The sequence below is a fragment of the Sphingomonas abaci genome, assembly GCF_014199625.1.
Classification (GTDB): Bacteria; Pseudomonadota; Alphaproteobacteria; order Sphingomonadales; family Sphingomonadaceae; genus Sphingomonas; species Sphingomonas abaci.
Genome location: NZ_JACHNY010000012.1, coordinates 60,812 through 80,342, shown reverse-complemented (window position 1 = coordinate 80,342; position 19,531 = coordinate 60,812). Strand labels below are relative to the sequence as shown.

The following is a 19,531-nucleotide window of genomic DNA, read 5'->3' as shown; positions in this document are numbered from 1 at the left end:
GACTTGACCCGCAAACCCGCGGGCCTGACATTACCCCCACGACCCGGGTCACTTCTCGATGAAAACGCCGGGTCAACTCTCAGTGAAAATCAACAGCGGGGTGTCTCCGCGATGACGATGCGCTGAGCGCGGGGAAGGGGAGGGACCGCGATGTTCGAGGTCATCACGATCGGAGGCGGCGACTACATCGTCAACGTCTTCAACGCCGTCGCCGCTTGGACGGGGGGCGGCGGGTACAAGAGCATGTTGCAATGCGTGCTCGTGATGGCTTTCGCCATGTCCCTCATGATCGTGGCGTTCAACCACGACTGGCGCGCCTGGATGAACTGGTTCCTCCAAGCGACGCTTATGTACATGTGCCTGATGGTCCCCCGCATGGACGTGCAGGTGGTCGACCGCATCAACCCGAGCCTGCCCGCGGCGAACGTCGCCAACGTGCCTCTCGGGCTCGCGGCCGTTGCCGGCTTCACCAGCCAAATCGGTGACTACCTCGTTCGTGCCTCCGAGGTCGTGTTCGGGATGCCGGACGATCTGAACTACAGCAAGAACGGCATGATCTACGGGTCACGTCTCATGGAGGCGACGCAAGGGCTGTCGATCAGCGACCCCTATTTCGCGTCGAACGTCGACGAATATTACCGGCAATGCACCTTCTACGACCTTCAGCTTGGTCTGAAGAACTGGACGGATATCGCCGATGCGGACGACGTCTGGGCGGCCGTCGGGCCGGGCAGCCAAGCCCGATCGATGATGTTCGTGACCGCGACGTCGGGCGGAGGCTCGACTTCCGAGATCAAGAGCTGTCGGGACGGCTATAACTCGCTAACCGCAGGATGGGATGGCGTGATTGACGGCATGGGCACGCGCATCAGCCGGCGCTTCTATCCCGGGATGGCCGATGCAGCGGCCAAGGCGAAGCTCTTCGCGGATCTGCCGATCGCGTACAGCTATCTGACGGGGGTGTCGAAAGACGCCAGCCAGCTTATGAAGCAGACGCTCTCGATCAACGCGCTCCAGCAGTCGATCAGCACGCAGGTCGCGGCGGCTGGCGGCTCGTCGGCCGACGTTTATGCTCAGACCCGCGCGTCCATCCAGACGCGCAACACCTATCAGGCGGTCGCGCATAACGCGATGGAATGGGTGCCGATCCTGTGCGTCGTGCTCACCGTCGTGTTCTACGCGCTGTTCCCCATCATCTTTCCGCTTTTCCTGATGCCAGGAACGGGCGTGGCCGCACTGCGCGGGTACGTCACCGGCTTCTTCTACCTGGCAGCCTGGGGACCACTCTACGTGATCCTCAACATGGTGGTGACGCTGCGCGAGCATACCCAGCTCGCGTCGACGGCGAAGCTGTCGATGCTTTCGTTCAACGATATGGCCGCGATCAACTCGAACACGGCGGTCCTGGCGGGCTATCTCGTTGCGTCCATCCCATTCATCGCCGCGGGCATGGCGCGGGGTGCGATGGCGATATCGGGCCACGCAACGAGCTTCCTGGCACCGAGCCAAAATGCGGCCGAGGAAGCTGGCCGGGAGGCGACGACCGGCAACATCGCCTTCGGCAACACGAGCCTCGACAACCTCTCGTTCAACAACCGGCAGAGCGGCGCCTGGTCGACCGCCGGCCATTATGGTGGCGGCTACGCCACCATGAGCGACACGACGCGGTTCGGCAGCACGGTCTCAAGCTATGCTGACGGATCGTCTTCGGTCGACGTGCCCATGTCGAAGATGCCGTTTGGCGCACAGCTCACGCAGGCGGCCGACTATGCTGTCGCTGACGTGGCGTCGTCGTTCCAGACGCAGGGTCAGCGCGCATCGGAGAGCGCGCGTGAATCGACCGCGACGATGCTTCAGAACTTCCGGAACATGGAAAACCGTGTCTCGCATGGCACGAGCGACAGCCTGGGCATCGGCAGTTCTGAGTTGGCGGCGCTGCGGACTGGCTTCTCCGCGCGGGATAGCCTCAGTCAGTCGCTGCAGGACAAGCACGGTCTCTCAAAGACCGAAGCCGATAACTACGCAAGCACGTCCCTTTTGGGTGTCGACGGCAGCCTTGGGCTTAGCGCGAAGTTCCTCGGCGTCGGTAAGGCTGGTCTCGGCGTCAAGGGATCTCAGAGCTGGCAGTGGCAGGATCAGACTGGGAGGACGCGCAGCACAGACGCTGCCAGCCTTCGGGACACCGCTAGTACCTGGGCGCGCGACAATCATTGGGATCGAAGCAGCGATGCGTTCCAGCGGGCGGCCACCGAAACAACGAGCAGCCAACTTTCCTCCGCTGCTTCGGGTATCTCGGCGAGCCGCACCAAGTCGTCGGAGTTCAGTCGCGAAGCCGCGCGGTACATGGATGCGGGCAGCCGGCTGGAGCAAAGTCACTCGCTGCGCGATTCCGACGGGATCTCGACCAGCATCGCCCTTCAGGACAAGATGCGGACCTGGGCTCGGGCCGAGATGGATGCGCATCACGAGATTTACGGCCCGGCCGGTCAGCGTTTTGATCCCGACAAGCGCGACGATTGGACCACGAGTGATCCGAGGATCGCGGGTCAGCGCGAGCGCCTGATTGGTCGTTTCATCTCCTCCTATCGTGATGAACTTCGATCAGAAGGGGAGACGTACCTCAAGGCGCCTGCGATGGACGTTCAAGGGCCGTCGGTACGGTCGGCCGGTGGTGTGGAGCGGGCGGCTCGCGGGAACCTGGGCAGCGTCGGTGGTGGCTCCGGTGGACCGTCCGGTCAGACGGCACGTGATCGCGCCGGTAACGTGTTCGAGCAGGTGGGGGCGATGCAGGCCGCCCAAGCGCCAGGCTTCGACACGGCTAACATGATCGCGGGCTCGCGTAGGCCCGGGATTGAGGGCCAGTCCGAAGATGTCGAGACGCAAGTCGATCGTGAGCTTGCGCCTCGACTGCCGCTCTCACCGCTGCGGCACCGGCCGCAGAACGAGCGCTAGAACGCCTTGGTTATGACACCGCCTGCAATCGTTCCGAGAACGATCGCGGCGAAGCTGCCGGCGAACAGCTTCTGCGCGAGGGTCAGGCTGCCGAGAGAAGGCGCGTCGTCGGCATCGTCAAGCCAGCGGTTCCCGTCGCTCCCGGCGATGTTACCGCCAGTGTCGAGGCCATTGACCATAGGCAGGCCCGTGGCGGGGTTCAAAAACCCATCGTTGAAATCGGCCATGGCACGCCTCCTCTTGGAACGTAAGTCGAACAATAACACGACTGGCGATTTCGTTCCAGAGGGGCGCGGCTGTGGCCGATTAGGTGGGCGGCGTCGCCGCTTCTGGTGCGGGTGGGCGATAGCCCAGGCTGCTATGTGGCCGGATGGTGTTGTAGTGGCGCCGCCACGCCTCGATCAGCATTCTGGCCTCGGCGAGGCTGTAGAAGATCTCTCCTCGGGCTTGTGCTTCTTCGCTGGCATTCGTCGTCCCTTCCTCGATCCAGACTGTCATAGTCGATGGACCACTCAGAAGGGGGCAGCTCACGGCATTTACGGTAAGATCGGGGTCAACCGGCGCGCCGCGGCGGTCGCCTGGGCTCGGGAACGCGGACTTTCCTAGATCGAATGGACAGCCAGATGACCCCGCGTATGCCTTGGACCTTGTGCTTGCTTTCGGCCTTGTAGCTGGCGGTAGGACGCTCCGCGTCATGAAAGGCGCGGAACCGGCAGCGAGACGGCCGATGCTTTCCCAAGGGGATTCCAATCGGAAAGCATTCAACAGCAGACGAGCGGCGCCACGCTTTGAACCGCACCGGGTTCTGCCGCCCCGTTCGTCGCCCACCGCTCCGTTGCGGTGCCGGTCCGGGTGATCGCTAAGTCGCATGTCAGGTCGGTGACGGTGTCACCTCCGTGTTCGAGGCAGGAGGGGGGAGGCTCGACCGTCACGTTGGGCAAGGATCGCTACCAGCCCGCGCACGCTCTCGCGCAGTTCCTCGATGCCATCGGGCGCATAGCCGCCGCCGATCGTCTCGGGGACGTGCTCGGCGCTGGCGCGAAGCGCGCGGCCCTGCGCCGTTATGCCGACAAGCACGCGCCGCTCGTCGGCGGGATCGCGGCGACGCTCGACCAACCCGGTGGCCTCCATCCGCTTGAGCAGCGGGCTGAGCGTGCCGCTATCGAGATAAAGCCGAGCGCCGAGCGCGCCCACCGTCTGGGTCTCATGCTCCCACAGCACCAGCATGACGAGATATTGCGGGTAGGTCAGGTCAAGCTCGGCGAGCACCGGCCCATAGAGCCGGTTGAGCAGGTTGGTGGCGGCGTAGAGCGGGAAGCACACCTGCCGGTCGAGCAGCAGCGGATCGTCCTCGTCCTTTGCCGCCACTGGGTCGCTCATCGGGTGGTGACGTTCAGCACGACGTCGACATTGCCCTTAACGGCATTGGAGTAGGGGCAGACCGCATGTGCGGCGTGGACGATTTCCTCGGCCTTGGCCTGGTCGAGCCCCGCGATCTCGACGTCGAGCGTCACCGCCAGGTTAAAACCACCTGCACCGTTGGGCAGCAAGCCGACCTCGCCCACCACTTTGATGTCGTTGTCGCGCACCTTGTCGGTCTTCGCGCGGGTGACGTGGATCACGGCATTCTCGAAGCACGCCGCGTAGCCTGCGGCGAACAGCTGCTCCGGATTGGTGGCGCCCCCCTTACCGCCCAGTTCCTTGGGCATGGCGAGCGGCAGGTCGAGGATGCCGTCCTCGCTGCGAATGTTGCCACTGCGCCCGCCGATGGCGGTGACCTTGGTGGTATAGAGATGGCTCATATCGGGGTTCCTTGTTGAGGTGGGCGAAGCGGGGCACGAAGATCAAGATATCTCGACCTCTCGGCCGTGCCGGTCGCTTGCAGACGCCCGGTGAGGTCGCGAGCCAATTAGCAAGCCTATCGATTGCGAACAATATGGTTTTGCGGGATCAAAGGTGTCGGTTGTGCATTTGCTTGCCGACAGGAGGACTACTCATGCTTCGATCCCTTCTTATTGGCCTGGTCGCAGGTCAGCGCGGCATCACGCCGCTGGCGGTTCTCGCGACAGCAACGCGGCGTGGCGAAGTCGCCGCGGAACTGCCCCTGCAGACCCTGATGGTGAACCCCGTGATTGCCGCAGGCACCGCCGCTTTTGCGGCAGCGGAGATGGCCGGCGACAAGATGAAGACGGCGCCCGATCGCACCGTGCCTATCGGGCTGGCCGTGCGCGGCGTCACCGCCGCTTATGCCGGGGCAGCCCTGGCGCCGCGCGATCGGCGTGTGGCCGGTGCCGGTATAGCGGTCATAGCCGCGATCGTGTCGGCCTATCCAGGGCTAGCGCTACGCAAGTGGGCGATGAAAAGGTACGGACAAACCGCGACCGGCTTCGTCGAGGATGCAATCGTCTTTGGAAGCGGACTTGCGATTGCCAATCCGAAGCTGGTCTCCGCTCTAACCAGACGCGAATGACGCCGATTATTGATAGCTATAGAGGCTCTTCGCCTTCATCCATCCAGCCAGGCCAGCAATCCAACTCGGCCTCCATCATCGCCGCGAACACTATTCCGGCGGCCTTGATGTTGTCCTCTGGCGCATCCTCGGCGAAAAAGGCTGCTCCGGCCCGCTGCATCGTTTCGCTAGATGTCCGCATAACCTTGACCAGAGCATAGGCTGCCTGCAGCATCTCGGTTTCGCTTTTCGGCGTAGCGCCGCATTCCGCAACGACGTGATACAGGAAGCGAGCGACGCGCTCGATCATGGCACGAGGAGGGGCCGGATCGCAGCCTTGGTCCGGCCCCCCTTCACGTCAATAATTGTAGCTCGATCCATAATAGCCATGACTTCCTGGCCGTAGGCCCGATCGAACGGCAGCTCTTGGCCGGCCCGGTGGCTGGGGCCGAAGTAGCCATATCGCTCCTATAGCATGCTATGGTCTCGGGAGCGCTTGCAGATAGCCGGTGCTACGGCCAGCATATGCCGGCTCAAGCGGCACATCCTCTCCTGGGCGACAACCCCGAAGACCATCGGCCAGCCGAAGGGCTCCGCAGTCTAGTCGATGACGGCTCAGGGGAACAGGATGATGACGGTGCCTCGCCTGTCGCGCGTTCGCCTGTGAGCGCGACACAAGCGATGCTCATGGCACGCTCGCATCCAAATGGACGTCCTGGGAAAGCCTCGCGCCAAATTTTATCGGCCATCGATGCAAGTTCCTTCGGCGTCGGCGGCCGAGCCTCGCGGATGCACGAGATCAGGGCGCGCGGGAACAGGCGCTCCACCATTCACTCTCCGATTCTGTTTCAGGGGCTATAGCACGGATGCTGCACCGATGGAACGGCAAGGGACCAAGCGAGCCGGGAACAGGCTGAACCAGCAACATTCCCGACTTGCGCGCCCTATATCACCTGAGGGCAGGAAAAGCCTGTCCGGAGAATAAGATGCCGCTCGATGTGCCTGACCGTGTTTCCCCGATCGCCATGCCCGACGATCATTTCGGAGCGGCACTGATCGAGCAGTCGGCCGCGCTCAGCGCCTATGCGCGGCGGCTGACCGGAGGCGGTGCGGATGCCGACGATCTCCTGCAGGACACTATGCTGCGATGCTGGAGCGCGCGCGCCAGCTTCACGGCCGGAACAAGCCTGATCGCCTGGACGCGAACCGTGATGAAGAACAGCTTTCTCACCGGCCGTCGCCGCGCCCGCTTTCACGCCGATCTGCCCGACGAAGCGCGCGACCGGATGCTGAAGGTGGATGAGACCCAGAGCCTTGCCATATGGTTGCGGGATACGGATTGGGCGCTGAGCGAACTTCCACCTGACCAGCGCGAGGCAGTGCTGCTGGCGAGCCAGGGCGTGTCGATCGAAGAGGCGGCGATGCGGCTCGGCGTTGCCACAGGGACGGTCAAGAGCCGCGTCGCACGCGGGCGGGCGCGGCTGCGGGCGCTCATCGAGGAGGGATCGACGCCGCTGCTGGCCGAAAGAACCGGCGGCAAAGACAAGCCCTCGCTGATGTCCGATCGGCCGATCCAACCAAGGAAGAAGAAGAAGAAGAAGCGGGACTGGCGGGGCGTCAAGATTGGCTGACCCATACGCCCATGTAGGCCGGGCCTGAAGCCTAAAAGGCACCGGACGGGCCAACACTCCGAGTGCTCCCGACGTTTGCGAGACGTTCTCGTCCCGTTGTCCATATCTGTCCCGTATCGGCAGATTCCCGCTCGACCACTGCCCTTCAGGGCAGTCCGGCGGGCGTCGTATCGTGAGAGTTCGCCAGACACCCCGCCGCGGAGACGGCTTCCTGCTCTCCCATGGCGTAAAGTTCGCGCATGTGCGTGGTATCGAACAGCGGCGCATCGTCGCGAGCGGTGGGACGCTGGATGGAGCAGACCGTAAAGCCGATCTTCTGCTCATGAGCAAAGCTGCGCAGATCGGCGACATTGGTCCGGTCGGCTTCGCCCAGCACGGTCGAAAGCGCGCGCGACAAGATGCTGAAGGTTTTGGGCTTGGTGACATCAAACTGCGCATCCAGCCGACCATTATACACGACATAGATTGCACCGCCCGCCGGTGCCCTCGATGCCGCCGCCTCTGCCAACAACATCGATCGCGGCAATGTGAAAAAGCCGGAAACCGTGCCGCCATCAACATGCATTTCGGCGAAGGAACGGCCTCGTCCAGTCATATCGATCAGCACGGGCGGAAAGGCTCCCGGGATGCTGGAGGAGGCGAGCAACACCTGGCGGAATAGCGCTAGCCGCTGCGATGAAGCGCTGGCGGCGATGGCCCCCATGTCCCAGATGACGCCACGCTCGGCATCGAGTTGCGTGGTCATGACCAGCAGCCGCCGGCCGGCGCGATGCTGCGCCGCGATTCGATCAAGAAATGCGGGCGTGATATGATGGGCGATCAACTGTTTCAGCGGTTTGCTGTCCAGCAAGCTCGCGCCGCCCAGAACGCCGCCGAGTACGCGCTGCCGGTAAATGTCCTTGCTGCTGATGTTCGTGTAGATCTGCGTCAGCGTCATATCCTCGCCTCCGCCGAGGAAGGCGAACGGGGCGATCAATGCGCCCGTGCTGACTCCCGTGACGATATCGAACGCTGGCCGGTCGCCGCGTCGGCTCCACCCGTTGAGCAGCCCGGCACCGAACGCGCCTTTGTCGGAGCCTCCCGAGAGCGCAAGCAGGGTTGCGGGCGCGGTCCTGCCTCCTGCCCGGCGCTGGCGGAGCAAGTCTTCCCCCCAGCGGTGGTAGGCATCGTCGTCGCCACTTGCCCAATATCGCACGGCATCACCGGGGATCGGCATCGCTCCGGCCAAATCGGCGGACGTGTACGGCGTTCGCGGGGGCACCGTGGCGCAGGCAGACAGGGCAAGTGCGACCGTGACGGCCAGCGATCGGCGCCGGCTCGCCGCGCTTGCCCATCCTGAGAGACACCACATCGATTTGCGGGCTCCGATCACGACCGGAGAAAGGAAGGGATAGCCCACAAACGCTCGGCTTATAGCCGACCTTTGCAACTGTAGCCGATGATGCTCGGAAATCCACGGCGGGCGGACCCCGCATCGATCGCGGCGTTGAGACGACGCTGCCGGTGCCAGCGCCGCATCGGCAGCACTATCACCATGGGAGGAGTCGCGAGAGCATATCGTTTCTGCCGCCTGACCTGATGAGGAGACACAGGTCGCCCCAATGGCGGTGAGCGAGCGGATTTCAGGCAGGAGTTTGGGCATGATCTTCTTCTTGGCGCGCGCGATAGTCCTCCCCGGCAGCGTGCAGGCCAGCGAGCGCGAAACGATGCAGATGGCTTGCCAGCGTCCGACGGTCCATCCGCAACACATTGTTGCCGGGCACCGGGATATTGTCGCCGGCGACGAGCAACATGGCGCAAGGCGCCGCAACGCTGATCAGGCAGCATAGTAGATCCGGCGCCCCGATCGGAACTCCTGTGATATCGTGCAATATCCGCAGGACGATCTGAAGCTTGGGCGGCGCCTCCTCGTCGCGCAGCACGGATATATGCGCGGAGGGGGCCGCCAGCTCACGCGCAAGCACGGTCGCGCTCCAATGCGTGGATCCGGCGATACGGCCGACAATGGCGTTGAGTAGCATGCCGAGCTTTTGTTCGGCCGTGGCGGAGCCTTCGGCTATCCGCTCCAGCTCCTCGAGCCGGACGAACCGGCGATGCGCCTCGACCAGCACGGCCCGATAAAGCTCGTCGCGGCTGCCAAAATGATAGTTGATCGAAGCAAGATCGACTTCAGCGTGGGCGGCGATCGCCTTGCTTGTCGTTGAGGCGAGCCCGCGCGAGCCGAACAGTTCGCCGGCGCTTTCCAGAATGCGCTCCCGGGTCACGATCCCGTCCGATCGCAAGGCGCGCCCAGGCTTGCCCATCATCAATCCCTCTTGTGTCTCGAAGGGGGGTAAGGCATCAGCACTTTAAGTTCAATTTAAATTACGTTTTTGGCCGTCCATTCCCGCGCTTGGAGTCCTGACATGCACAAACGCACCCTCGCTCTTCTCGGCACGGCGGCGCTCGCGCTGGGCGGCTGCGGCGGAAAGGAGGACAAGCGCCAGCTGGTGCTGCAGGGGAATGTCGATGTGCGGCAGGTCTCGCTGGCTTTCGAGGACAGCGGCCGCGTCGCCGAGGTCCGCGCCCAGGAGGGCGACAGCGTAAAGGCGGGCGTGATCCTCGCCACGTTAGACACAGTGTCTCTCAAGCTTCAGGCGGAGGAGGCCAGCGCGCAGGGTGAAGTGCAGCGCCAGAACCTGCTGCGGCTGCGCAACGGTTCGCGGCCCGAGGAAATCGCCCAGGCCCGGGCGCGCCTTGCGTCGACCGAGGCCGAAGCCGCCCGCGCCGAGGGCGACCTCGCGCGCCTGCGCGGCATCGCAGCATCGACGCAGGGCCGGGGCGTCAGCGCGCAGGATATCGATCACGCGAGCAAGGAGGCCGTTGCGGCGCGTGCCAAGGCGCGCGAGCAGGCCGAAGCACTGCGCCTCACCCGCCAAGGGCCGCGCGCGGAGGACGTCGCGGGCGGCGAGGCGCAGGTCAAGGCCGCGCAGGCGCAGGTCGCCCTGTTGCAGCACCGTATCAACCAGGGGGTGCTGCGCGCACCTGTCGATGGCGTCGTGCGCTCGCGCCTGCTCGAACCTGGCGACATGGCCTCGCCGCAAAAAGCGGTGTTCGCCATCGCGCTTGCGCATCCCAAATGGGTACGCGTCTATGTGAACCAGCCCGACCTTGGCCGCATCAGGCCTGGCATGGCCGCCAGCGTCGTCAGCGACAGCTTGCCGGATCAGACCATCCCCGGAACGATCGGCTATATCTCGTCCGTCGCCGAGTTCACGCCCAAATCGGTCGAGACCGAGGAGCTGCGCACCAGCCTCGTCTATGAGGTCCGCGTGCAGGTCGAGGACAAGGCCAACCGGCTGCGGCTCGGGCAGCCGGTTACGGTCCGCCTCGATACTGGACGCGGCGATGGCGGCACGTCGCGGTGAGCGAAGCCGACGCCAGTGTCGTCATAGAGGGATTGCGCAAGCGTTTCGAGGCGCCCGACGGCAAGCCGTTCGATGCGATCGACGACATCTCACTGACGGTGCGCGCAGGCGAACTGACGGCGTTCGTCGGTCCCGATGGCGCGGGCAAGACGACGCTGATGCGGATGATGGCGGGGCTGCTGCGGCCGGATGACGGCAGCCTGCAGGTGCTGGGCATCGACGTTCGCGCCGATCCGCAAGCCGTCCAGAACCGCATCAGCTACATGCCGCAGCGCTTCGGCCTCTACGAGGATCTGAGCGTCCAGGAAAACCTCGACCTCTATGCCGATCTGCACGGCGTACCCCAGGAGGTCCGGCGCGAACGCTTCGGGCGCATGCTGGAGATGACCGACATGGCCCGGTTCACGGATCGGCCCGCCGGCAAGCTCTCGGGCGGCATGAAGCAGAAGCTGGGCCTTGCCTGCACCCTGGTGCGCTCGCCCGACCTGCTGCTGCTCGACGAACCCAGTGTCGGCGTCGATCCGCTCTCGCGCCGCGATTTGTGGAAGATTCTCGATCAACTGATCGCCGACGAACAACTGAGCGTCATCGTCAGCACCGCCTATATGGATGAGGCCGAACGCTGCGCGCAGATCTTCGTACTCAATCGCGGCAAGGTGCTGGCCGATGACGCTCCCGACACGCTGCGCGAAAAGGCCGATGGCCTGACCTATGTGGCCGACGCCTTGCCCGACGCTCCCGCGCGCACTCTCCAGGCCCGTCTAATCGATGCGCCCGATCGGATCGTGGACGCCGTGCCCAAGGGCGGCGACGTGCATTTTATCCGCCGGCCCGAATGCGAAGAGGCGGCGCTCGGCGACCTCCTGTCCGGCACCCGGTTCGAGCCGCGCGAAGCGAAACTCGAGGACGCCTTCATGCTGCTGCTGCGCGAGCATGAGGGAGAGGCCGCCAGTGGGAACGACATGGCGACAGCTGATCTGCCGCCGTCCGGCGAGAAAGAGGCCGGCCGCTCAGGCAATGATCAGGAAGCTCCCGCGATCGTCGTGCGCGACCTGGTCCGCAAGTTCGGCGACTTCACCGCGGTCGCCAGTACCTCCTTCGACGTGCGGCGCGGTGAGATATTCGGGCTGCTGGGTCCGAATGGCGCCGGTAAGACGACGACATTCCGCATGCTCTGCGGCCTGCTACCCGCGACGAGCGGTCATCTCGAAGTCGCGGGCCTCGACCTGCGCACCGCACGCGCCAAGGCGCGCGGACGGATCGGCTATGTCAGCCAAAAGTTCGCACTCTACGGCAATCTCTCGGTCCGCGAGAATCTTGAGTTCTTCGCGGGAGCCTATGGGCTGCGCGGCGCGCACGCGCGCGAACGGGTCAAGGCCGTCATCGCCCAGTTCACCCTCGATCAGGCCGCACAGAGCGGCATCCTGCCGGTCGGCTACAAGCAGCGGCTCGCCATGGCAGCGGGGCTCCTCCACGAGCCGGACATCCTGTTCCTGGACGAGCCGACCAGCGGCATCGATCCGCTCGCCCGCCGCGCCTTCTGGCGCACGATCACCAGCCTCGCGCAAGCCGGCGTCACCGTCATCGTAACCACCCATTTCATGGAAGAGGCGGAATATTGCGACCGCATCGCCATCCAGGATGCGGGGGAGATGCTTGCGCTGGGCACGCCGGCCGAGGTGCGCGCGCAGGCGGGCGAGACCGCATCGGATATGAACGAAGCCTTCATCGCTATCGTCGAGCAGGGCCGTGCCCGCCATACCGACAAGAAGGCGGCGGCATGAGCGGCGCATCGGGCTTTCGCACGCGACTCGTCGCGCTGACCCGCAAGGAGGTGCGCCAGCTCCTGCGCGACAGGAGCAATCTCTTCGTCGGTCTGCTGCTGCCGCTCGCGCTCATCCTGCTGTTCGGATACGGCCTGTCGTTCGACGTCAAGGACGCACCCGTCGCGATCGTGCTGGAGGACCGTTCCCCCACCGCGCAGGAAGCGATTGCGGGGATCGGTGGCTCGCCGTATCTGGTGCCGGTGTGGCCCGCGAGCATGGCTGAGGCCGTGGTGCTGATGCGCGCCAAAAAGGTCGAGGCCATCGTTCGCGTGCCGGTCGACTTCTCCCAGCGCCGGGGCGCTGGCGACGCGCGCATTCAACTCATCGTCAACGGGGCGGATGCGACCACGGCATCCTCGATCGAAGGCTATGTGAACGGCGCGATCCAGACCCCCTCCCGGCATGCGGCCGATCGGTCGGGCGGCCCATCCGGGGGGGGCGTGACGCTGGTGCAGCGCACCTGGTTCAACGAGGCGGGCAACAGCACCTGGTATCTCGTGCCTGGCCTCCTCGTGCTGGTCATGACATTGATCGGCGCGTTCCTTACCTCGCTGCTGATCGCGCGCGAGTGGGAACGCGGCACGCTGGAATCCCTCTTCGTGACGCCGGTGCGGCCAATCGAACTCGTGCTCTCCAAGCTCGCGCCCTATCTCGTGATCGGGGCGATCGACATGAGCGTGTGCCTTATCTCCGCGCGCTTTCTGTTCGAGGTGCCGATCCGCGGATCTCTGGTCGTGATCATCATCGCCTCGCTCCTCTATCTGATCGTCGCGCTGCTGCTCGGCCTCTTCATCTCGGGCGCGACCCGCAACCAGTTCGCCGCGAGCCAGATGGCGCTGCTCGCGAGCTTCATGCCGGCGATGATGCTTTCGGGTTTCGTCTTCGATCTCCGTAATGTGCCCGTGGTAATCCAGGTCATCAGCCAACTGCTTCCGGCGACGCATTTCATGGAACTGGTCAAGTCGCTGTTCCTTGCCGGCACCATCTGGCCGATGGTCCTCAAGGATTGCGCGATCCTCACGCTCTATGCCGTGCTGCTGGCCTTCCTAACCGGGCGCATGTTGCGCAAGAGGCTGGACTGACGATGATGGCTGAATTTCTCGCCTGGCTCGCCCAGACCTTCGCGCTCGTCCGCAAGGAGATCCTCGCCCTCATCAAGGATCCGGCCAACCGGACCATCCTGTTCGCGCCCGCGCTCATGCAGGCCCTGCTGTTCGGCTATGGCGCGACCTATGATCTGACGCATGTTCCCTATGCGGTGGTCGATCAGAGCCGGAGCGCCGCATCGACCGAGCTGCTCGCGCGCCTCGATGGAACCGGCGTCTTCAAGCGCGAAGCAACGCTTGCGTCCAATGCCCAGATTGGCGGCCTGATCGACAGCGGCAAGGCGCTCCTGGTGATCAGCATTCCCTCCGACTTCGAACATCGGCTGACGGTCGGCGACGCCGCGCCGATCCAGATCATCCTCGATGGCCGCAACAGCTCGACGGCGGGCGCGGCCGCAGGCCAGATCGGCTCGATCGTCGCGGACTATGGCGCCTCTCTGGGTGGCAGCCCGCCGATCACCATGGAGCGGCGCGCCTGGTACAATCCGAACCTGGAAACGCGCTGGACACTGATGCCAGCGATGATCGCCGCCTTGAGCTTCATGCAGACCCTGCTGCTCTCGGCCCTGTCGGTTGCGCGTGAGCGTGAACAGGGGACTTTCGACCAGCTTCTGGTGACGCCGCTCACCCCGATGCAGATCCTGATCGGCAAGGCGGTGCCATCGATCATGGTGGGCCTCATCCAGTCGACGATCATCCTGCTGATCATCCGCTTCTGGTTCCAGATCCCGATGAACGGCTCGTACTGGCTGCTCAATCTGGGCCTCGTCAGCTTCACCGCCGCAGGAGTGGGTGTCGGCCTGTCGATCTCGGCGCTGTCGGTCACGATGCAGCAGGCGATGCTCTACACCTTCCTCCTCATCATGCCGCTGATGCTGCTCTCGGGCATGCTGACGCCGGTGCGCAACATGCCGCAGATCCTCCAGGTGATCACCTACGTCAATCCACTGCGCTTCGGCATCGACATGGTGCGCCGCATCTATCTCGAAGGCGCGGGCTTCACCGATATCGCCTTTGATTTCGTACCCATGCTGGTGGTCGCGGCCATCACTCTTCCGCTGGCCGCATGGCTCTTCCGACACCGCCTCGCCTGATGACTGGACTTTTGTCATGCCCATGATCCCGCCCGCAACCAGCATTCCGGCCCGGCAAGCTCTCGCCATGTCGCTGCTGGCGCTTTTGCTGGCCGGCTGCACCGTCGGTCCGAACTTCGTGAAGCCGGCGCCGGCGGCGCCCGGCGACTGGACGAGCTGGCGCAGCGGCGATGTCAGTCTGCGCGCGCCCATCGACAGTGGGGCGCAGCTTCCAGCCGACTGGTGGCGGGCGTTCAACGATCCCGTGCTCGACGAGCTCGAACGCCGGGCTTTCGCCGCGAGCCCGGATTTGCGGACAGCCGCCCTCCATGTCGCGCAAGCGCGGGTGCAGCGCGGCAATGCCGCCGCGCAGGGGCTGCCGCAGGTCAATGCCAGCGGGCAGGTGAAGCGACAGCGCCAGAGCGAATATGGCGCGGGCACGCGATTGTTCGATGCGGTCGCCGGCAACGCCACAGGCACTGATCGCGATGCGCTCGCCGAACTGCTCGGCGAACCGTTCACCCTTTATCAGACCGGGCTGGATGCCTCCTGGGAGATCGACCTGTGGGGCAAGGTCCGCCGTTCGCTCGAGGCCGCCGACGCCGACGTCACGCGCCAGGCCGCGCTGCTCGACCTCGCGCGGCTGAGCTTGGCGAGCGATGTCGCGCGCAATTATCTCGATTTGCGGGCCACCCAGCACAAGATCGCGCTGGCACGTGAAGACGCCGCCGCGCTGAGCGACCGGGCCGACCTTCTCTCCGCGCGCACAACCGGTGGGATCAACAATCATTTCGATCTCGAACGTCAACGCAGCGAATTGCAGAGGATCGAGGCCCAACTGCCGGCGCTGCTCGCGCAGGAAGCAGCACAAGCCAACCAGATTGCCTTGCTCCTCGGGGAAAGGTCGGGTGCGCTTGGCGACGTGCTGAAGCCGGTCGTGGATGCCGGCAAACCCATACTCCCCGATCTGGCGCTCGGCCTACCGTCCGAGATCGCGCTGCGCCGGCCTGATATCCGCGCCGCTGAGGCGCGGCTGCACGCGGCGACCGCCAATATCGGCGTCGCCAAGGCGGACCTTTACCCCAGTATCCAGCTAGGTGGCGGATTCAGCTTTGAATCCTATCGCAGCCAGAACCTGTTCGATTGGGCGAGCCGCACCTGGTCGATCGGGCCGAGTGTCAGTCTGCCGCTGTTCGACGGCGGTCGTCGCAAACGCGTTGTGCAGCTTCGCGAGCTGGAGCAGAAGGAAGCGGCGGTCAATTATCAACAGACCGTGCTGCAGGCATGGCAAGAGATCGACGACGCGCTCAATGCCTATGCCGCAGAACAACAGCAGAACGTAAAGCTTATCGCGCAACTCGAAAGCGCGCGCGCGGCGCTCGATCTTGCATCAGCGCGATATCGCGGCGGGATCATCACCTGGCTCGACGTGATCGATAGCCAGAGAACCAGATCCAGGCGTCCCGCGACCTCGCTGAGAGCAACGGGCGCATAGGTACTCAATTTGTGGCTATTAACAAAGCGATCGGAAATTCGGGAGCTTCTACATCCTCAGGGGCAAACTGATTGGGGTTTCGCCAATTCTTCAACGTCGGGTGTTCGACACTCACTTTCCCGTTTCACATTTGTGCCGAGACATTTCGAGGAAAAGGTAGAATATGGCAGATCGCGTTCTCATTGTCGGGCTTGGCATCGCTGGTATCGCGACCGCCATTGCGTTCAAGAAGGCAGGCTGGGAGCCGGTCATCATCGAAAAGAGGCCGTTTTCGGGCGGGTGCGAAATCATACGCTAAGGATTTAGGCCAGCGATATTCACCAGCAAGGTTGCTGTGTTCCCGGCCCGGTGGCGAGTGCGTGTTGCGCTCGCATGCCGGAACGGGCGTTGGGGCATTCCGACGTGCGACGCTCAAGCGGACAGCGCTATGCCCCTGCCATCAGTCGAGGCGGGCGCCGGTCAGCGCCTCGCAGAGCCGCCACAGGCGACCGGCATTCACCGGATCTTTGACGCTGGGTTTGACGCTGTCGTTGCCGATCTGGTCGTCATCATCCTCGGCAAGCAGTTTGCCGACCTCATTGTTGGTCAGATAGACGCCGCCCTTGCCGTCGAGCAGCGCGCTGGTGGCGGCCCAGATCATGGTGGACGCACCCTGTTCGGGCGTCTTCCACCCTTTTTCGGGATCGATGACCGGCTTGCCGTCTTCATCGATCATGCCGTGGGCCTTGGCGATCGCAAGGTCCATGTGGCGTACCAGTCCGGTGTCGAAGATCCCGCCGGGGTGAACGGAGAAGGTCCGCACGCCCTCAGCCTTGCCGATGCTGTCGAACGCCACCGAGAGCAGGATATTGGCGGCTTTGGAGTTGCCGTAGGCGACCCACGGGTCGTATGCGCGATGTTCAAAGTTCGGATCGTGCAGGAAATCGACGACCTTGCCGCGGTGATTGGCCGAGTTGAGGAACACCACGCGCGCATTGCCAGCGGCGACCAGCGCCGACCACAGGGCGCAGGTCAGTTGGAAGTGGCCCAGCACGTTCGTGAAGAACTGGCTCTCAAAGCCGCGCGCATCGCGCGTCAGCGGATTGGCCATGACGCCGGCGCAGTTGACGAGGATCTCGAGCGTGTCGTTCCCGGCCAGAACCCGCTCGGCAAAGGCGTCGATCGAGGCCGGGTCCATGAGATCCATCGCCTCGAGTTGCACGTCGTCGAGCCCGGCCAGAGTGTCCTTGGCTTTTTCGAGGTTGCGCGCGGGCACGATAACCTTCGCACCGGCGGCGAGCAGAACGCGCACCGCCTCACGGCCGATGCCGGAGTAACCGCCGGTCACGATGGCGGTCTTGCCGGTGAGATCGATGCCCTGGATCACGTCCTCGGCGGTGCTGGCCGCGCCGAATGGCGAGCCGATGGGGGCCTGTTCAGTAACCATGGAATCTTCCTTCGCAGGATTGGATGTTAGTGTCGTTCGCAGGTGCCGGAGCACATGTCTGATCTCCGCGCAGCAGATGAGTGATGTTAGCTGCCTGCAGGCAGATCGACCCCGGTGAGGCGACCGGTTTCTTCCCACAGGCGGCGTCGGACAACTTCGTCCTTCGCCCTCGCCGACATGGAGGCTTCGACCGGCGAACCCCTCGCTTCCATGAATCCGGACGGGCCATAGAACATGCCGCCCTTGACCGTGGGATCGGTGGCCGCACGCAGGATCGGCAATGCACCGTCGCGCGCTGGCTGGCCGAACAGGCGCATCACGCTCCGCGAGAAGAACAGCAGGAACGGGTGTCCCTTCTGGCTGTTTTCCATAAGACTGGTCCGGGCGATCCCGGGATGCGCAGCGACACTTGTCAGCGGAAGACCGGAGGCGCGCGCACGGCGATCGAGTTCGAGCGCAAACATCAGCATTGCCAGTTTCGACTGCGCATAGGCGCGGGCGGCGCTGTAAGACCGCTCCGACTGGAGGTCGTCGAAGTTGATGCGGCCGAGCTTGTGAGCGGTGCTGCTCAGCGAGACGACGCGGGCGGGCTTCGCGTCCAGCAACAGCGGCATGAGCCGCATGGTCAGCGCGAAATGGCCGAGATAGTTCGTGTCAAGCTGAAGCTCGAAGCCGTCCTGGGTTTCGCCGCGTTCAGGATTCGCTGAAATGCCCGCATTGTTGATGAGCAGGTCAATCGACCGCCCGTCTGTAAGCATGCGATCCGAGAAATCCTTGATCGAGGCGAGACTCGCGAGGTCAAGTTGCCCGAAATGGATGTCGGCGCCGGGAACTTCATGTCGAATGCGCGTCAGTGCTTCCTGGCCCTTTTGTGCGTTGCGACCTGCCACCACCACGCTCGCACCAGCGCGCGCCAGCGCAAGCGCTTCCTCGAAACCCAGGCCGCCCGTGCCGGTAACAACGGCGAGCCGCCCGCGCTGGGATGATATATCCGCCGCACTCCAGCTCATCCGATCGTCTCCACTTGGTTCAGCCTAGGCACAATGTAAGAGACCGCCGGTCTTATGGCAATGGGCTGAGTACCGGCGGTCCGATAGCAACCCGTGTGAACGGGTAGCCCGCGACGATGCGGGTTCCCCGGAACCGCCTCCTGGCGGACGGAGACGTTCCCAGGAGACCGCCGGTCGGGTAGGAATGGGCGATGGAGTTCCAAAGAGCCAGAAGCGATACGCAGCGCGAGCAGCGGCGGCACGCGATCCTCGCTGCGGCATCGGCGATGCTCGATGAAATGCCGGTTGCCGATCTCAGCCTAAATGAGCTGAGCCGCCGCGTGGGGCTCGCGAAATCGAACGTGCTGCGCTATTTCGAATCCCGTGAAGCTGTCCTGTTGGAATTGCTCAACGCCGGGTTGCAGGAGTGGGGCGATGCCCTCGATCTGTCGGCGGTTTCACTCGATGCCCCACCGCTCGACCGCATCGACGCGGTAGCAAAGGCAATCGCTACCAGTCTGGCAGCCCGTCCGGTGCTGTGCGATCTCGTCAGCGCGCAGGCGGCGGTTCTCGAACGCAATGTTTCGACGGAGACGATCCTTCGGCACAAGCGCGGGGTCAACCTGACCGTCCAGCTTCTTTCCGGCATCCTGAACGATTGCCTGCCAGAGCTCGACGGGAATGACATCTATCATGCCATCGCTCTTACACTCTTGCTGACCGCCGGGGTCTGGCCGCATGATCATCCGACCGAAGCCTTGCTGGCAGCCTACTCCGCCGATCCCGAAGTCGGCGCACGCCGGATGGATTTCGTCACCTTTCTTGAGCAGACCTTGGCCTTGACGATCACCGGCTGTCTCATGCGCAAAGTGCCGGCGCGGCAGGTTGTCTCCCAGAAGAAAGGACTACCGGTTCGCTGATCGAGAACCGATGACACGATCATCGGTCCCTATTTGTTCGCGCTTAGCTTCGCCTGGCGTCTTCGGCACGCTATGCGTCATGCCGAGGACACGCTTGCCGTAGTCCCGGAGTTCACCATTGAGACCGACATAGCGATAGAGGGTGACGCGCTCGATCCCGAGTTCCTTGCACAGGTCGACGACGGAGGTGTCGCGCTGGGCCATGGCGACCTGGGCGAGACGCACCTGCGCCACCAGGATCAGCTTGTTGCTCGTGA

At 64.1% G+C, this 19,531-nt stretch carries 19 protein-coding genes and 1 pseudogene; 10 read left to right on the top strand and 10 right to left on the bottom strand.

From position 1 onward, the window contains the following. Positions 1-150: 150 nt before the first annotated feature. Positions 151-2,952 (top strand): conjugal transfer protein TraG N-terminal domain-containing protein, encoded by a 2,802-nt coding sequence (locus GGQ96_RS18790; protein ID WP_184116909.1) that lies wholly within the window; start codon positions 151-153, stop codon positions 2,950-2,952. Here GGQ96_RS18790 and GGQ96_RS18785 read toward each other — a convergent pair. From GGQ96_RS18785 to GGQ96_RS18770, 4 genes and pseudogenes are all read right to left on the bottom strand, one after another. Next, positions 2,949-3,179: a hypothetical protein gene (locus tag GGQ96_RS18785; RefSeq protein WP_184116908.1), complete on the bottom strand. Its 231-nt coding sequence runs from the start codon at positions 3,177-3,179 to the stop codon at positions 2,949-2,951. The two genes, GGQ96_RS18790 and GGQ96_RS18785, sit on opposite strands and share 4 nt — an antisense overlap. A 79-nt stretch (positions 3,180-3,258) precedes the next feature. Continuing rightward, a pseudogene (locus tag GGQ96_RS18780) lies at positions 3,259-3,393 on the bottom strand (integrase core domain-containing protein); the annotation flags it as partial. 447 nt (positions 3,394-3,840) lie between these two features. Beyond that, positions 3,841-4,332 (bottom strand): MarR family winged helix-turn-helix transcriptional regulator, encoded by a 492-nt coding sequence (locus tag GGQ96_RS18775; RefSeq protein ID WP_184116907.1) that lies wholly within the window; start codon positions 4,330-4,332, stop codon positions 3,841-3,843. After that, on the bottom strand, positions 4,329-4,754 hold the full coding sequence (locus tag GGQ96_RS18770) for an organic hydroperoxide resistance protein (protein ID WP_184116906.1): 426 nt from the start codon (positions 4,752-4,754) through the stop codon (positions 4,329-4,331). The genes GGQ96_RS18775 and GGQ96_RS18770 overlap by 4 nt, the downstream gene beginning before the upstream one ends. Before the next feature lie 194 nt (positions 4,755-4,948). Between GGQ96_RS18770 and GGQ96_RS18765 the strand changes: the two genes are divergently transcribed. Further along, on the top strand, positions 4,949-5,422 hold the full coding sequence (locus GGQ96_RS18765) for a DUF4126 domain-containing protein (protein WP_184116905.1): 474 nt from the start codon (positions 4,949-4,951) through the stop codon (positions 5,420-5,422). Positions 5,423-5,438: 16 nt separating this feature from the next. Here the strand turns inward: GGQ96_RS18765 and GGQ96_RS18760 are convergent, their stop codons facing one another. After that, positions 5,439-5,711: a hypothetical protein gene (locus GGQ96_RS18760; RefSeq protein WP_184116904.1), complete on the bottom strand. Its 273-nt coding sequence runs from the start codon at positions 5,709-5,711 to the stop codon at positions 5,439-5,441. 676 nt (positions 5,712-6,387) lie between these two features. Here GGQ96_RS18760 and GGQ96_RS18755 point away from each other — a divergent pair. After that, entirely contained in the window at positions 6,388-7,032 is a 645-nt protein-coding gene (locus tag GGQ96_RS18755) for a sigma-70 family RNA polymerase sigma factor (RefSeq protein ID WP_184116903.1), read from the top strand. Positions 7,033-7,177: 145 nt separating this feature from the next. Here GGQ96_RS18755 and GGQ96_RS18750 read toward each other — a convergent pair whose 3' ends face one another. Both GGQ96_RS18750 and GGQ96_RS18745 read right to left on the bottom strand, forming a co-directional pair. Beyond that, positions 7,178-8,674, bottom strand: a complete 1,497-nt coding sequence (locus tag GGQ96_RS18750; protein ID WP_184116902.1) for a patatin-like phospholipase family protein — start codon at positions 8,672-8,674, stop codon at positions 7,178-7,180. Beyond that, positions 8,655-9,338 (bottom strand): TetR/AcrR family transcriptional regulator, encoded by a 684-nt coding sequence (locus GGQ96_RS18745; protein WP_221240058.1) that lies wholly within the window; start codon positions 9,336-9,338, stop codon positions 8,655-8,657. The genes GGQ96_RS18750 and GGQ96_RS18745 overlap by 20 nt, the downstream gene beginning before the upstream one ends. A gap of 99 nt (positions 9,339-9,437) precedes the next feature. Between GGQ96_RS18745 and GGQ96_RS18740 the strand changes: the two genes are divergently transcribed. The 6 genes from GGQ96_RS18740 (at position 9,438) to GGQ96_RS21870 (ending at position 16,237) form a co-directional block, all read left to right on the top strand. Next, complete coding sequence (locus GGQ96_RS18740) at positions 9,438-10,439, top strand: HlyD family secretion protein (RefSeq protein ID WP_184116901.1); 1,002 nt, start codon at positions 9,438-9,440, stop codon at positions 10,437-10,439. Then, positions 10,436-12,223 (top strand): ATP-binding cassette domain-containing protein, encoded by a 1,788-nt coding sequence (locus GGQ96_RS18735; RefSeq protein ID WP_184116900.1) that lies wholly within the window; start codon positions 10,436-10,438, stop codon positions 12,221-12,223. Before GGQ96_RS18740 ends, GGQ96_RS18735 begins: the two co-directional genes overlap by 4 nt. After that, positions 12,220-13,347, top strand: coding sequence for an ABC transporter permease (locus tag GGQ96_RS18730; protein ID WP_184116899.1), 1,128 nt, complete (start codon positions 12,220-12,222; stop codon positions 13,345-13,347). The genes GGQ96_RS18735 and GGQ96_RS18730 overlap by 4 nt, the downstream gene beginning before the upstream one ends. 2 nt (positions 13,348-13,349) lie before the next feature. Then, entirely contained in the window at positions 13,350-14,465 is a 1,116-nt protein-coding gene (locus GGQ96_RS18725; RefSeq protein WP_246360723.1) for an ABC transporter permease, read from the top strand. 16 nt (positions 14,466-14,481) lie between these two features. Next, positions 14,482-15,939, top strand: coding sequence for an efflux transporter outer membrane subunit (locus tag GGQ96_RS18720; RefSeq protein ID WP_246360722.1), 1,458 nt, complete (start codon positions 14,482-14,484; stop codon positions 15,937-15,939). A 163-nt stretch (positions 15,940-16,102) separates the two neighbouring features. Continuing rightward, complete coding sequence (locus GGQ96_RS21870; RefSeq protein ID WP_184116898.1) at positions 16,103-16,237, top strand: FAD-dependent oxidoreductase; 135 nt, start codon at positions 16,103-16,105, stop codon at positions 16,235-16,237. Positions 16,238-16,378: 141 nt separating this feature from the next. Here GGQ96_RS21870 and GGQ96_RS18710 read toward each other — a convergent pair whose 3' ends face one another. Together GGQ96_RS18710 and GGQ96_RS18705 are read right to left on the bottom strand one after the other, a co-directional pair. Beyond that, positions 16,379-17,365, bottom strand: a complete 987-nt coding sequence (locus GGQ96_RS18710; protein ID WP_184116897.1) for an SDR family NAD(P)-dependent oxidoreductase — start codon at positions 17,363-17,365, stop codon at positions 16,379-16,381. A gap of 86 nt (positions 17,366-17,451) precedes the next feature. Beyond that, positions 17,452-18,375 carry an oxidoreductase gene (locus GGQ96_RS18705; protein ID WP_184116896.1) on the bottom strand — a complete coding sequence of 308 codons (924 nt, stop codon included), beginning with the start codon at positions 18,373-18,375 and terminating at the stop codon, positions 17,452-17,454. 191 nt (positions 18,376-18,566) lie between these two features. Here GGQ96_RS18705 and GGQ96_RS18700 point away from each other — a divergent pair, with 191 nt between their 5' ends. Further along, entirely contained in the window at positions 18,567-19,274 is a 708-nt protein-coding gene (locus tag GGQ96_RS18700; RefSeq protein ID WP_184116895.1) for a TetR/AcrR family transcriptional regulator, read from the top strand. Here the strand turns inward: GGQ96_RS18700 and GGQ96_RS21810 are convergent. Beyond that, positions 19,260-19,508: a hypothetical protein gene (locus GGQ96_RS21810; protein ID WP_184116916.1), complete on the bottom strand. Its 249-nt coding sequence runs from the start codon at positions 19,506-19,508 to the stop codon at positions 19,260-19,262. The genes GGQ96_RS18700 and GGQ96_RS21810 overlap by 15 nt on opposite strands. Positions 19,509-19,531: the final 23 nt, after the last annotated feature.

Excerpts from the sequence above, each read along its gene's own strand:
- GGQ96_RS18740 (WP_184116901.1), top strand. The coding sequence starts at position 9,438 with ATGCACAAACGCACCCTCGCTCTTCTCGGCACGGCGGCGCTCGCGCTG.
- GGQ96_RS18710 (WP_184116897.1), bottom strand. The coding sequence starts at position 17,365 with ATGGTTACTGAACAGGCCCCCATCGGCTCGCCATTCGGCGCGGCCAGC.
- GGQ96_RS18785 (WP_184116908.1), bottom strand. The coding sequence starts at position 3,179 with ATGGCCGATTTCAACGATGGGTTTTTGAACCCCGCCACGGGCCTGCCT.
- GGQ96_RS18720 (WP_246360722.1), top strand. The coding sequence starts at position 14,482 with ATGCCCATGATCCCGCCCGCAACCAGCATTCCGGCCCGGCAAGCTCTC.
- GGQ96_RS18730 (WP_184116899.1), top strand. The coding sequence starts at position 12,220 with ATGAGCGGCGCATCGGGCTTTCGCACGCGACTCGTCGCGCTGACCCGC.
- GGQ96_RS18765 (WP_184116905.1), top strand. The coding sequence starts at position 4,949 with ATGCTTCGATCCCTTCTTATTGGCCTGGTCGCAGGTCAGCGCGGCATC.
- GGQ96_RS18755 (WP_184116903.1), top strand. The coding sequence starts at position 6,388 with ATGCCGCTCGATGTGCCTGACCGTGTTTCCCCGATCGCCATGCCCGAC.
- GGQ96_RS18705 (WP_184116896.1), bottom strand. The coding sequence starts at position 18,375 with ATGAGCTGGAGTGCGGCGGATATATCATCCCAGCGCGGGCGGCTCGCC.
- GGQ96_RS18775 (WP_184116907.1), bottom strand. The coding sequence starts at position 4,332 with ATGAGCGACCCAGTGGCGGCAAAGGACGAGGACGATCCGCTGCTGCTC.
- GGQ96_RS18750 (WP_184116902.1), bottom strand. The coding sequence starts at position 8,674 with ATGCCCAAACTCCTGCCTGAAATCCGCTCGCTCACCGCCATTGGGGCG.
- GGQ96_RS18790 (WP_184116909.1), top strand. The coding sequence starts at position 151 with ATGTTCGAGGTCATCACGATCGGAGGCGGCGACTACATCGTCAACGTC.
- GGQ96_RS18770 (WP_184116906.1), bottom strand. The coding sequence starts at position 4,754 with ATGAGCCATCTCTATACCACCAAGGTCACCGCCATCGGCGGGCGCAGT.
- GGQ96_RS18725 (WP_246360723.1), top strand. The coding sequence starts at position 13,350 with ATGATGGCTGAATTTCTCGCCTGGCTCGCCCAGACCTTCGCGCTCGTC.
- GGQ96_RS18700 (WP_184116895.1), top strand. The coding sequence starts at position 18,567 with ATGGAGTTCCAAAGAGCCAGAAGCGATACGCAGCGCGAGCAGCGGCGG.
- GGQ96_RS18760 (WP_184116904.1), bottom strand. The coding sequence starts at position 5,711 with ATGATCGAGCGCGTCGCTCGCTTCCTGTATCACGTCGTTGCGGAATGC.
- GGQ96_RS18745 (WP_221240058.1), bottom strand. The coding sequence starts at position 9,338 with ATGATGGGCAAGCCTGGGCGCGCCTTGCGATCGGACGGGATCGTGACC.
- GGQ96_RS21870 (WP_184116898.1), top strand. The coding sequence starts at position 16,103 with ATGGCAGATCGCGTTCTCATTGTCGGGCTTGGCATCGCTGGTATCGCG.